The sequence below is a fragment of the Streptomyces sp. GC420 genome, from assembly GCF_009916105.1.
Taxonomy (GTDB): Bacteria; Actinomycetota; Actinomycetes; order Streptomycetales; family Streptomycetaceae; genus Streptomyces.
Genome location: NZ_JAAAXQ010000273.1, coordinates 1 through 11,523, shown reverse-complemented (window position 1 = coordinate 11,523; position 11,523 = coordinate 1). Strand labels below are relative to the sequence as shown.

Sequence of the window (11,523 nt, the reverse complement as noted above, 5' to 3'; positions counted from 1 at the left end):
GCGGTAGGGAGCGGACCGGCTGGGGTGGGGGCCTCAGGCGGAACCGAACCAGCGTCCGGCCGCCCGGGCGAGTCCGTCCCCGCCGGGGCCGCCCGCCCAGGCGACGTAGCCGTCGGGCCGGACCAGGACGGCGGGTGTGCCGGCGAGCGGGGAGCCGAGTTCGGTGTGGGCGGTGACGGTGTCGATGCGGCCGGCCCGGGCAGGGTCGAGCGGTGGTGGCGGGGAGCCGAGGCCGAGGAGCAGCCCGCGTCCGGAGCGCAGCAGTTCGGCCGTGCTGCAGACGATCTCGCCGACGCGGAGCCGGGTGTGCGGCAGGCGGGTGCCGCGCAGCGGGTGCTCGGGGCCGCCGACGTCGTAGCGGATGTCCAGGCCGCTGATCATCCGGGCCAGGTGGGTGCGCACGTCGTCGTGTGCGACGAGTTCGGCCAGGACCGTGCGCAGGGGTTCCGCTTCGGGGCCGCCGAGGAGCAGTTGGGCCTGGGCGCGGATGTTGCCGAGGACGGCGGCGCCGACGGCGGCGCGTTCGCTGTGGTAGGTGTCGAGGAGCCCGGCGGGTGCGGTGCCGTCGAGGTCGGCGGCGAGTTTCCAGCCGAGGTTGTAGGCGTCCTGGAGTCCGAGGTTGAGGGCCTGGCCGCCGATGGGCATCTGGCGGTGGGCGGCGTCTCCGGCGAACAGGATCCGGCCGTGCCGGTAGTGGGTCAGGCGCCGGTTGGCGTCGTCGAAGTGGTTGACCCACAGCGGGGTGCCGCCGCTGATGTCCTCGCCGGTGACGCGCTTCCAGGCGTCCGCGATCTCGTCGAAGCGGGGGGCGGCGGTGCGCTCGCGGGGCTTCGCGCCGAACTCGTGGACCATCACGCGGGTGGTGCCCGCGGGGTTGCGGGCGGCGACGGCGAGGCCGCCGGGGAGCCGTTCGAAGCGCCGGTCCGGGATGTCGAGGCCGTCGACGTCGGCGCGCAGCAGTTCCCGGGTGGCCGCGGTGCCGGGGAAGCCGGCGCCCGTCAGGCGGCGCACGGTGGAGTCCTGGCCGTCGCAGGCGACGAGGTAGGGGGCGCGCAGCGTGACCCGGTCGCCGTGGCGGCTGGTGGCGGCGGCCTCGACGTGGGTGCCGCGGTCGGCGACGGCGTGCAGGGTGTGGCCGCACCTGAGGTCGGCGCCGAGGCCGAGGGCCCATTCCTCCAGGATGGCCTCGGTCTTGGTCTGGGGGACCTTCCACTGCCCGGGGTAGGGGCCGGGCAGTGTCAGGTCGAGGGGGATGCCGCCGAAGTGGCCGCGCGGCTCGCGGGGCGCCCTGCCGAGGTCCGGGAGCAGGCCGCGGCTGTCCAGCAGTTCCATGGTGCGGGCGTGCAGTGTGGAGGCGCGGGACTGTGCGGCCGGGGCGTGGCGCTGCTCGACGATGGTCACCTGGACTCCGCGCAGGGCCAGTTCGCCGGCGAGGAGCAGGCCGACGGGGCCCGCGCCGACGACGATCACCTGGGTGGCGGCCGTCTCGGTGGGCCCGGTGCGCCGTGTCCGGCCGTCCGGGTGCGGGGCGGCGGCCATGTCAGCGGTTCCGCTCCGCGTGGGCCTTGGCGTGGCCGAGGGTGGCGAGGCTGTTGGTGCTGAGCGCGGTGTGCACGTACGCGCGGGCGTCGGCGACGGTGGCGTCGGGGCCGAGGATCCGGGCGATGTTCTCGGTGTTGAGGGTGACGGTGTGCTGGGAGGCGGCCGTCGCGTTGCCGTCGTCGGTCTCCTCGAAGGTCCACATGCCGGTGTGCAGGGTCATCAGGGCGGGCAGGGTGACCTGCTTGTACGCGATGCGGTGGTGGCCGAGGGCGACCCGGTAGGACCGGGTGGTGTGGGTCGAGCCGTCCTTGGCGCGGGTGTCCATCTGAAGTTCCTGCAGGCCGGGGGCGTGCTCGGTGAAGCGGACGCGGGCGACGTGCCCGAGCCGCTCGGGCCACAGGCCGGCCTCGTTGACGAAGGCGAAGGCGTCCTCGGGCGAGCCCTGGATCCGTACGGTGTCGGTGAAGGAGAAGGTCAGCTCCTCGCTCTCGGCGGCGTGGACGCGTTCGACGTTCTCCTTGAGGGCGGCGAGTTCGGCGGTGCTGTTCTTGTCCACGGCCCGCTCGATCCACGCCAGGTCGTGCGGGTCGTCGCCGACGGCCCGGTAGTCGTGCAGGAGCCGGACGCGGCAGGTGTCCTCGCCGAGGGGTTCGACGATCCAGGCACCGCCCATGGCGGCGACCGGCGGCGCCGGGACCTCCTGGCGGAAGGTGATGCGCAGGGCCTGGGGGTCGAGGGTGCGGCGCGAGGTCCAGGTCTTGGGCTCGCCGTTGGCGGTGGCCCAGATGCGGATGCGTTCCTCGCCGCCGGTGCTCTCCTGCCGTTCGGCGTGGATGGTGGGCGGGAAGATCCGCGGCCAGTTGGTCACCTCGGCGAGGAGGCGGTAGACGGCGGCGGCGGGTGCGCCGACGGTGATCTCGTGCTCGGCCTCGCGAGTCGTCATGACGGCTTCTCCTCGGGGGTGCTTGCTTTGCGGGCTCGGCCGGCGCGGGTTGCGCGGGGCCGGGCGGGGTTTCAGAAGTTGCCCAGGCCGCCGCAGACGTTCAGGGCCTGGGAGGTGATGGACGCGGCGGTGTCGGAGGCGAGGTAGCCGACCAGGCCCGCGACCTCCTGGGGCGTGGAGTAGCGGCCGAGCGGGATCTTGGCCTGGAACTTCTTGAGGATCTCCTCCTCGGTCGTGCCGTACGCGCCGGCGTAGCCCTGGCGCACCCGCTGGGCCATCGGCGTCTCGACGTAGCCGGGGCAGACGGCGTTGACGGTGATGCCGGTCGGCGCGAGTTCGTTGCCGAGGGCCTTGGTGAAGCCGACGACGCCGTGCTTGGAGGCCGAGTAGGGGGCGCCGAGGACGACGCCCTGCTTGCCCGCGGTGGAGGCGATGTTGATGATCCGGCCGCGGTCCTTGGTGCGCATGCCGCCGGTGGTCAGGACTTCCCGGGTCATCCGGAAGACGCTGTTGAGGTTGGTGTCGATGACGTCGTCCCACAGTTCGTCGGCGATGTCCGCGGTGGGGCCGCCGCCGGAGCGCCCGGCGTTGTTGACGAGCACGTCGACGGTGCCGAAGGCGTCGACGGCGCCCCGCACGAACGCCTTGACGGAGGCGGTGTCGCGGACGTCGAGTTCCTGGCCGTCGGCGTCCAGGTCCTCCTCGCGCAGCGCCTTGACGGTGCGGCTGACCTTCTCCGCGTCGCGCGCGCCGATGAAGACCCGGTGGCCCTGGCGCGCCAGGAGGCGGGCGACCTCGAGGCCGATGCCGCTGGTCGCGCCGGTGACGAGGGCGACGCGCTGGGTGGTGTCGGACATGGTGCGCTCCTTGTCAGGCGGCCCGGGCCCCGGCCCGGGACAGCTGGGCGTTGACGGCGTCGATCAGGTCGCCCGGGGTGAGCTCGTCGCTGAGGTCGTCGTCGTCCAGGACGATGCCGTACTCGCGCTCGATGCGGCCGCCGGTCTCCAGGAGCGCCAGGGACTCGTAGCCGAGCACCGTGAACCTGGTGTTCAGGATGTCTCCGGCGAGGTCGACGCTGTCCTCCGCGCCCGCGGCCTCGATGAGGATCCGCCTGAGGTCGTCGAGGGTGAACGGGATGCTGGGCATGGGGAACTTCCTTCGGTCTCAGGGCGGTTGCGCCCCGGCTGATCGGTTCTGGTGGGTCGCGGCGCCGGTGCGGCCGGACGCCTGTCCGGGTGGGTCGCGGCGCCGGTGCGGCCGGACGCCTGTCCGGGTGGGCCGCGGCGCCGGTGCCGGGCGGCGCAGTGCGGTCGTCTCCCCGGCCGGCGGGGACGGCACGCCGCTGGTCAGGCGGACGCCTGCCACCGGTAGAAGCGCTGGGCCATGGCGTCGGCCGGGGAGCGCCAGGTTCCCGGGTCGTAGGGGGTGATGAACGGTTTGAGGTCGTCGCTGATCCGCACGAAGCGCGGGTCCTGTCTGGCGCCCTGGATCAGCTCGCCGCCGTTGTCCTCGTCGAAGTCCTGGAGGTGGAAGTACAGGCCGTTGTAGGCGAACAGCTGGCGCCGCCGGGTGCCCATACGGTGCGGCATGTCCGTCGCGTCGAACTCGGCGAACAGTTCGGCGACGTCCGCACTCGAACCGGGCACCATGCGGGCCACGATCAGCGTGCTGTGCATAGGTTGTCTGCTCCTTGGCGAGGTCCGGTGTCTTGTGCGAGTACGCCTTTGTGCCGCCGGCCCGGTTGCCGCGGCCGGGCCGCGTCCCGGAGCCGCGGGGGGGGCCGGGAGTGGCCTTGGACCCCGGACGCCGGGCGGGCCGGTTGGCGCCCGCCCGGCACACGGGGCGCGAAGGGGGCTACTCGCCCATGGCGCGCGTGTGCACCACGCGGTAGGTGTTCGAGTCGCTCTCGACGGTCAGGGCGTCGATGCGCTCGTCGTTGCCGCGGCGGGGCATGGGCTTGCTCGCGTGCGGCAGGTCGCGGAAGGCCTCGTAGCTTTCCTTGCTGTCCCACTGCGCGTAGACGACGGCGAAGGCGCCCTCGACGAACATGGCCCGCAGCCCCTTGAAGACGCTGTGCGAGCGGTAGCCGGGGACGTTCACGAGCCAGTCCTGGCCCTCGCCCAGGAGCTTGAGCAGTTCGGCCTGGTCGGCCTCGCCGACCCGGTGGACCTCGATGACGGTGTAGTCGTCTCGGTCCGGCGAGACGTCGATGCGGCCGCCGAGGCCGGGGTGGGTCCGGGTGAAGACGATCTCGTTCTGCAGCAGCCGGATGCCCGTGGTGATCTCGCGGAAGACGGGCAGCGTGCGGTGCTTGAACTCGTCGCCGGCGTACCGTTTCTCCAGGTCCTCGCCGCTGCGCCACTGGATGAGGTTGGCGGTGCCGGGGCTGTCCTGCCCGGCGTGCACGGTGGAGGAGATCCATCCCTCGTAGGCCGCCGCGTCGACGATCCTGCGCATCTCGGTGAGCAGCCGGTCCTGCTTGTCGGGGGTGTCGGTGGTGAACAGGTTGAGGACGGTCAGGTAGTTGTCCTCGGTGGAGATGTTCGGCATGGTTCCTTCGCTTCCTCGGGGGGCGTGCGTTGCGTTCGGGGGTGGGCCGTGGTCACAGGGCGGGGCCGAACCAGCGGCCGAGCGCTTCGGTGAGCGGCATGCCGGTGGCGCCGGCGGCGGGGCCGTCGCCGGGTCCGCCGACCCAGGCGACGTAGCCGTCGGGGCGGACGAGGATGCCGTCGAGGGCGCAGTCGCCGTCGGGGCCCTGCACGGTGACGGTGTCGACCCGGTCGGACCAGCCCTGGGCGGCGGCGCGCAGTGCGGCGCTGCCGGCGAGGTCGAGCAGCAGGCCGCGCCCGGATTCGAGGAGGGCGACGACGCTGTGCTTCACGCCGTCGCGGGTGATCTGCCTGTCCTGCAGGCGGCGGCCGAGCAGCGGGTGGCGGTCGCAGCCGACGTCGTGGCGGATGTCGAGGCCGGTGACCATGCCGACGAGGTGGCGCTGCACCTGTTCGTACTGCGCGAGTTCGGTGAACACCTGGCGCAGCGGGTCGGTCTCGTCGCCGCCGAGGTAGAGGGTGCGCTGGGCGAGGGTGTTGGCGAGGATGCGGGCGCCGACCGGGTGGCGCTCGGTGTGGTAGGTGTCGAGCAGCCCCTCGGGGGCGCGGCCCTTGACCTGGAGGGCGAGCTTCCAGCCGAGGTTGACGGCGTCCTGGATGCCGGCGCTCATGCCCTGCGCGCCGATGGGCAGGTGGATGTGGGCGGCGTCCCCGGCGACGAGGACGCGGCCCTTGCGGTACTCGGCGGCCTGGCGGCTGACGTCGGTGGTGGAGGACACCCACAGGGGCGTGGCGCCGCTGATGTCCTCGCCGGACAGGCGCCCGAACGCCTCGGCGACCTCGCCGAAGGAGATCGGGTCCGCGCCGGTGCGCAGCGGCTGTGCGCGGTCGTAGTAGATGACGCGGCTGCGGTCCGGGCCCAGCGGCAGCACCATCACCATGCCGCCGGGCACCCGCTCGCCGCTGAAACGCGGCCGCAGCGGCACGCCGGTGATGTCGGCGAAGCGCAGCTCGACGGTGGGCGCGTTGCCGGGGAAGCCGATGCCGGCGCTGGTGCGGACGACGCTGCGGGCGCCGTCGCAGCCGACGGCGTAGCGGCCGCGGAGCACGCCGGCGCCGTCGGGGGTGGCGGTGCGGACGCTGACGCCGTCGCCGTCCTGTTCGACACCGGTGACCTCGACGCCGCGGCGCACCTGAACGCCGCGCTCGGCGATCCAGCCGGCGAGCATGGCCTCGGTGCGCGACTGGGGAATGCCGCGGGCGCCGTACGAACCGCCCGCGACGACCCGGTAGTCGAGCGGCACACCGCCGAAATGACCGACCGGAATGACATCGACATCGCCGAGCCGGGAAATGAGTCCGCGCTGCGCGAATTCTTCGATCGTGCGCGCGGAAAAGCCGAGGGCGCGTGATTCCCTGATGGGTTCGGCAAGCCGGTCGACGACCAGGGCGGAGACTCCGGCGAGGCTCAACTCCCCCGCGAGCATAAGTCCGGTGGGACCTGCTCCCACAATGATCACGTCCGCGTCAAAGGTATCCATCTGCCCTCTCCCGACTGGTGTTTGACGAGTATTGCCGGGTCACGGGGGGACGGTAAAGCGAATGCGGTACAGGCTTTCGGCAATCCACTACAGAACTCTGCCGGGAATGTCAGATCTCTGGCAGGAATCTGGTCCGGGAAGCGCGTCCGGCGCCATGCTCGGGCGGTGACTTCCAATGATTTCCACACCGCTGCGGGCACGGTCGCCGAGGTGGCCGACGCCGCCCGGGTCGCGGAACTCCTGGGCCGTTATCTGATCGCCCTCGACGACGAGGAGCTCGACGAGGGGTGGGCCCGGAGTCTGTTCACCGAGGACGCGGCCGTCGCCTTCCCGATGAGCCGCCACCAGGGGCGCGCCGGGCTCGCCGCGTGGCACCGTGCGTCGCTCGCGGCGTTCGCGCGGACCCAGCACCTGGGCTCGCCGGCGGTGGTGAGCGTCGAGGGCGACCGGGCCTCCTTCCGTGCGAACGTGCTGACCGTGCACGTCCATCACCCCGGCGAGGACCGGCCGCCGCTGTTCCGTGCGGGCACGCTCGCCCGCGGCCGGGCCCGCAGGACTCCTGCCGGGTGGCGGATGAGCGAGCTGGCCTTCCGGGTCGTCTTCGTCGAGGGAGAGCCGCCGAAGCGCGCCTAGGCGGCCGGGCCCGGCTGCCCGGGCGCCGTCATGGCGGTGAGCAGCCGGCGGTCCAGCATGGTGCCGACCGAGGTGTCCCCGGCCGGGTCGAGTCCGGCGTCGTGGCAGGCGGTGCTGACCAGGTAGCGGCCGAGGACCGGGTGGGTGGCGAACGCCCACTCCTCGCCCAGGGCCGCGGCGCCATCGGGGGTGCGCAGGCCGCCGAGGGCGAGGTGGAAGCCGAATTCGGTGAAGGGCAGCCGCATGCCCTGGCCGAGCGCCTTGGTGTACGCCTCCTTCAGGGTCCACAGCCGCAGCGCGCACGCGGCCCGCTGGTCCAAGGGCAGCGCGTCGAGTTCCGCGGCCTCGGCGGGGGTGCACATCTGGGTGCGCATCAGGTCGAAGTCGAGCCGCCGGTCCGCGCGTTCGGCGTCCAGGCCGATCCGGCCCGTCCGGCTGATCCCCACGGCCATCAGCTCACCGGTGTGGGTCAGGGCCACCTCGATCTGGTCGAGGCCGCGCAGGTACGGGCGGCCGCCGAGCCGGTAGGCGATGTCGATGTCCTCGGGCCCGATGCCGAGCGCGGCCGCGGCGGCGTATTTGACGAGGAGCCGGGACGCGGCGAACCGGCAGCGGACCGCGGGGTCGCGGGTGGCGGTGTAGCGGTTCCAGTCGCGGCCGAGCAGGGCCTCGAGGCGCGGCGTGGTGAGCACCGCGGGCAGCCACTCGGTCCAGGTCGCGTACGCCACCGCGGCACCGCGGTTCCCCAGGTCCTCCCGGATCCGCAGCCAGGAGCTGTCCGGGCGGGGGACGTGCACGGGGGGTGCGACGGCGAAGCCGTGTGCGGTGGCGACGACGCCGAGGGCGCTCAGGCGGCGCAGGGTGTCGAGGACACCGCCGGCGTCGCGGGCGTCGATGTCGTCGGTGACGCGGCTGCCGCCGCTCGTGCGCGCGGGCGTGGGCTCGGTGGGGTGCACGGCGTTCGCCTCCTTTCCGTCTCTCTTCCACATCTCTTCGAAGTCCGGCTGCCGGTGCCGGGGCGGGCGGTGCGGGCCCGCCGGTGGAGCCGAACCGTTTCTGCCGGGGGCGGGTGCCGGCAGGGCGCCGGGGCGGGTGCCGGGGTCCCGTCAGGCGAGCCGCATCCCGTACAGGTCGAAGCTGCGCCCGCGCCGGTAGCGGTCCACGAGCCCGGCCGCGAGTTCCTGCGTGACGCCGTCGGGGAGGTCGGGCACGTCCAGGCCGAGGCGGCGGGCGAACCGGGTCAGGGCGAGCAGCGCCCAGTCGGGTTCGGCGAGCAGGCCGCCGTCCGGGGTGCCGGGGGCGGCGTTCTCGCAGACGGCGAGGCAGGACGCGGCGGCGAGCAGCAGGCAGTACCGGTCGGCGAGGACGTAGGCGGCCGGGGCGAGGGCCCCGGCATCCGGGCGTCCGGAGAGGGTGGCGCACCGCTCGGCGAGGGTGTGCGCCTCGGCGGCGAAGACGCGGGCGAGGTCGGCGAGCGCCGCCCACCGGGCGCCGCGCGAGCGCCGCCCGTCGAGCCGGGCGGCCGCGCCGGGCAGCACGGCGAGCAGCCCGTCGCAGCCGCTGTGCGGGTCGCGGGGTTCGGCGTCGAGCCGCCGGAAGTCGAGGGTGGTGCGGTCCTTGCCGGGGGTGAAGAGCGCGGCGGGCGCCTCGTGTCCGTCCCCGCCGCGCCAGGGGGCGTGGGCGAGGGTGCGCAGGTGGGGGACGAGTACGGCCTGGGTGTCGGCGGTGCCCGCGTGCCCGAGTCCGGCCACCGGCAGGTCGCGGACGAGTTTTTGGAAGCCGCCGTACGCGGGGCCGCGGTCGTAGCCGCGTGCGCCGAGCACCGCGGCGAGTTCGTCGAGGTCCTCGTGGAGCAGCGCGGACACGGCGTACTTGACGGCGGCGGACGGGACGAGGGCGTGCTCGGGTGCCAGGTCGAGCAGTCTCAGTCCGGCGACGGCGAGGCTGTCGCAGGCGAGCAGGTCGGCGAAGACGCCGGCGAGCACCCGGCCGCGGCGGCCGCGCGGCGCGACGCCGCGGCGGGACTCGGTGACGGCCCGCACGGCGTAGCGCAGCGCGCTGTCCATCCCGGCGACCAGGGCGCCGCCGGACACCAGGGCGCGGCTGACCTGGAAGGTGCGCAGGGACAGGGAGACGCCCTCGCCGGGCCGTCCGACCAGGGCGTCGGCGGGCACGGGGCAGCGGTCGAGTTCCAGTCCGGCGTAGTGGGCGCCGCGCATGCCGTGGGTGCGGGCGCGCGGCAGCCGGCGCACCGCGCGGGCCGGGAGCCGGCCGGTCTCGAGGAGGAACACGGAGTGGCTGTCCGGGCCGTCGCCGGGGGCGGTGCGGACGTAGGCGACGAAGGCGTCGGCGCGGTCGGCGTTGATGACGACTTCCTTGCGGCCGCCGACCACGTAGCCGCCGCCGGGGGCGGGGTGCGCGGTGTACTCGCCGCGCAGGATCGCGTTGGCGTGCGCGAACTGGCGGTGCAGGATGGTGATCCGGCCGCCGTCGAGCAGCAGCCGCGCGGTGTCCCGGCGCTGCCGGTGGTCGCCGGCGGTCCACACCACGGACGCGGCGAACAGGGCGGTCATCCCGGCGCCGAAGCCGAGCGCCACGTCCCGCCGGAACACCGGCCGCAGCACCTGGGCGAGTTCCTCGACTCCGCCGAGGCGGCCGCCGAGCGACCTCGGCACGAACTCGGCGGCGAGGCCGAAACGGGTGAGCAGCGTCTCGGTGGCCGCCGGGGCCTCGCGCCGTTCGTCGGCGGCGAGCAGCGCCTCCTGGCCGTGCGGGTTGCCGGCGGCGAAGGGGTCGCCGAGCAGGTCCTCGACGTACTGGGCCCGCGCGGGCCCGTCGCCGGGCACCTGCGGGGTGCGGGGGGCGGCGGGCCGTGCCGCCGGCGTGCCGTCGCCCGCGGTCAGGCTGCTGTTCACGTGGGACCTCCAGCTTCAGCCCCTCCGGGGTTCGCGGACGGGCGGTGTTCGGCGCGGCAGGCGTTTCCGGCGCGACGCGCACGTCCGGCGCGGCAGGCGTGTCCGGCGTGGTCTTCGGCCTCCTGCCCGGGGGCCGGGGGACGCGCCCCGGTCACGGCACCCGGGCGGGCGGCACGGCCCGGGGTCCGTGGGCCGGCGCGCCCTCGGCGTGCTCCTTGGCCAGCCGCAGCGTGGCGCGGCTCTGCCGGGCGAGCCGCGAGCGCAGCGCCTCACGCGCGGCCCGCGCCGCGTCCGGGCCGTCGCCGTACCGCTGCCGCAGGCCGTCCTCGTCGAGCACCGCGTGATGCCGCGCGACGACGGCGACGCCCCCGCCCGAGGCGTCGGGTTCGACCGACCACTCCCCCGCGTGCGCGGCCAGCAGCGCGGGCTGTTCGGTGTCCCGGATGTCCTTGTAGACGATGCGCCCGGCGTGCGGGAAGCCGATCCGTACCGACTCGGTGGTCCGCGCCGTCCCGCCGGCGCCGGCCAGTTCCACGGTCATGAACTGGATGCCGGGCCGGTGCTCGGCGATGTCGGTCCGGGTGGCGCCGGGCAGGGCGCCGGCCCGGTCGCCGAAGCGGTGCAGGAAGCCGTAGACCAGCTCGCCGATCCCGTCGGGTTCGCCCGGGCCGGTGACGTGGACCGAGTCCTCGAAGGACAGCACGAGGTCGTCGAGGCGGCGCCAGCGCTCGGCGAGCTGCTTGAGGTTGGCGAGCGCGGCGCGGCTGTTGCCGGCGGTGGCCCGCCGCATCCAGTCGACGTCGGCGCGCGCGTTCCCGGCGACGGAGAAGTCGTTGTGCAAGGTGACCAGGCAGTGCTCGGGGCCGCGCTGCTCGACGACCCAGCTGCCGCCCATGGCGGTCACCGGCCGGGGCAGCACCTCCTGGCGGAAGTCGACACGGTGCGCCACGGGGTCCAGAGTGCGCCGCGACGTCCAGGACCTGACCTCGCCGTTGGCGGTGACCCACATCCGCAGCCGCTCCCACTGCCCGCCGGACTCGAGCTGTTCGACGTGGACGGTGGGCGGCAGGAAGACGGGCCACCGCAACGCGTCCGCGATCAGGCCGTAGAGCACGCCCGCCGGGGCGTCCACCGCCGTGTGCTGGGCCATGCGGTGCACAGGCGCGAGGTACATCCGTCACACCCCTTCTCGTCTCGGACGTCTGGAAGACCCGGGACGGGCGGCCACGGGATCGCCGCAACCGGCCGGCCTGTCCGGGCTCGCCATGGACTGTGTCCTGACCGGGTGGAGAACCACTCGCCCGCTCCTGGACCGGCGCTCGAATCCGCAGGAACGCGCGGCACGCGACGTGCGGTGCACCCGCGCTCGACGCCCGCTCCACCCGGCGCGGGCACCCTGC

Annotated in this window: 11 protein-coding genes; 1 reads left to right on the top strand and 10 read right to left on the bottom strand. The window is 74.3% G+C overall.

Annotation, left to right across the window (positions count from 1 at the left end):
• Positions 1–33: 33 nt before the first annotated feature.
• The 7 genes from GUY61_RS27220 to GUY61_RS27190 all read right to left on the bottom strand — a co-directional run bounded on the left by GUY61_RS27220 (position 34) and on the right by GUY61_RS27190 (position 6,575).
• Entirely contained in the window at positions 34–1,539 is a 1,506-nt protein-coding gene (locus GUY61_RS27220; protein ID WP_166632896.1) for an FAD-dependent oxidoreductase, read from the bottom strand.
• A gap of 1 nt (position 1,540) precedes the next feature.
• Positions 1,541–2,485, bottom strand: coding sequence for an aromatase/cyclase (locus GUY61_RS27215; protein ID WP_166632895.1), 945 nt, complete (start codon positions 2,483–2,485; stop codon positions 1,541–1,543).
• A gap of 71 nt (positions 2,486–2,556) precedes the next feature.
• Positions 2,557–3,342 carry a 3-oxoacyl-ACP reductase FabG gene (gene fabG / locus GUY61_RS27210; protein ID WP_166632894.1) on the bottom strand — a complete coding sequence of 262 codons (786 nt, stop codon included), beginning with the start codon at positions 3,340–3,342 and terminating at the stop codon, positions 2,557–2,559.
• Positions 3,343–3,355: 13 nt separating this feature from the next.
• Positions 3,356–3,631, bottom strand: coding sequence for a phosphopantetheine-binding protein (locus tag GUY61_RS27205; RefSeq protein WP_166632893.1), 276 nt, complete (start codon positions 3,629–3,631; stop codon positions 3,356–3,358).
• A 200-nt stretch (positions 3,632–3,831) separates the two neighbouring features.
• On the bottom strand, positions 3,832–4,161 hold the full coding sequence (locus GUY61_RS27200; protein WP_166632892.1) for a TcmI family type II polyketide cyclase: 330 nt from the start codon (positions 4,159–4,161) through the stop codon (positions 3,832–3,834).
• A 178-nt stretch (positions 4,162–4,339) separates the two neighbouring features.
• On the bottom strand, positions 4,340–5,035 hold the full coding sequence (locus GUY61_RS27195; RefSeq protein WP_166632891.1) for an antibiotic biosynthesis monooxygenase: 696 nt from the start codon (positions 5,033–5,035) through the stop codon (positions 4,340–4,342).
• A gap of 52 nt (positions 5,036–5,087) precedes the next feature.
• On the bottom strand, positions 5,088–6,575 hold the full coding sequence (locus GUY61_RS27190; RefSeq protein WP_166632890.1) for an FAD-dependent monooxygenase: 1,488 nt from the start codon (positions 6,573–6,575) through the stop codon (positions 5,088–5,090).
• A gap of 165 nt (positions 6,576–6,740) precedes the next feature.
• Between GUY61_RS27190 and GUY61_RS41305 the strand changes: the two genes are divergently transcribed.
• The gene (locus GUY61_RS41305) at positions 6,741–7,208 is read left to right on the top strand and encodes a nuclear transport factor 2 family protein (RefSeq protein ID WP_166632889.1); all 468 of its coding nucleotides are present in this window, start codon (positions 6,741–6,743) and stop codon (positions 7,206–7,208) included.
• Here the strand turns inward: GUY61_RS41305 and GUY61_RS27180 are convergent.
• The 3 genes from GUY61_RS27180 to GUY61_RS27170 all read right to left on the bottom strand — a co-directional run bounded on the left by GUY61_RS27180 (position 7,205) and on the right by GUY61_RS27170 (position 11,297).
• Complete coding sequence (locus GUY61_RS27180; RefSeq protein WP_313896876.1) at positions 7,205–8,164, bottom strand: 4'-phosphopantetheinyl transferase superfamily protein; 960 nt, start codon at positions 8,162–8,164, stop codon at positions 7,205–7,207. The genes GUY61_RS41305 and GUY61_RS27180 overlap by 4 nt on opposite strands.
• Before the next feature lie 150 nt (positions 8,165–8,314).
• Positions 8,315–10,123, bottom strand: a complete 1,809-nt coding sequence (locus GUY61_RS41635) for an acyl-CoA dehydrogenase (protein WP_166632887.1) — start codon at positions 10,121–10,123, stop codon at positions 8,315–8,317.
• A 151-nt stretch (positions 10,124–10,274) separates the two neighbouring features.
• Positions 10,275–11,297 carry an SRPBCC family protein gene (locus tag GUY61_RS27170; RefSeq protein WP_166632886.1) on the bottom strand — a complete coding sequence of 341 codons (1,023 nt, stop codon included), beginning with the start codon at positions 11,295–11,297 and terminating at the stop codon, positions 10,275–10,277.
• Positions 11,298–11,523 lie beyond the last annotated feature (226 nt).

Excerpts from the sequence above, each read along its gene's own strand:
- GUY61_RS27220 (WP_166632896.1), bottom strand. The coding sequence starts at position 1,539 with ATGGCCGCCGCCCCGCACCCGGACGGCCGGACACGGCGCACCGGGCCC.
- GUY61_RS27215 (WP_166632895.1), bottom strand. The coding sequence starts at position 2,485 with ATGACGACTCGCGAGGCCGAGCACGAGATCACCGTCGGCGCACCCGCC.
- fabG (WP_166632894.1), bottom strand. The coding sequence starts at position 3,342 with ATGTCCGACACCACCCAGCGCGTCGCCCTCGTCACCGGCGCGACCAGC.
- GUY61_RS27205 (WP_166632893.1), bottom strand. The coding sequence starts at position 3,631 with ATGCCCAGCATCCCGTTCACCCTCGACGACCTCAGGCGGATCCTCATC.
- GUY61_RS27200 (WP_166632892.1), bottom strand. The coding sequence starts at position 4,161 with ATGCACAGCACGCTGATCGTGGCCCGCATGGTGCCCGGTTCGAGTGCG.
- GUY61_RS27195 (WP_166632891.1), bottom strand. The coding sequence starts at position 5,035 with ATGCCGAACATCTCCACCGAGGACAACTACCTGACCGTCCTCAACCTG.
- GUY61_RS27190 (WP_166632890.1), bottom strand. The coding sequence starts at position 6,575 with ATGGATACCTTTGACGCGGACGTGATCATTGTGGGAGCAGGTCCCACC.
- GUY61_RS27170 (WP_166632886.1), bottom strand. The coding sequence starts at position 11,297 with ATGTACCTCGCGCCTGTGCACCGCATGGCCCAGCACACGGCGGTGGAC.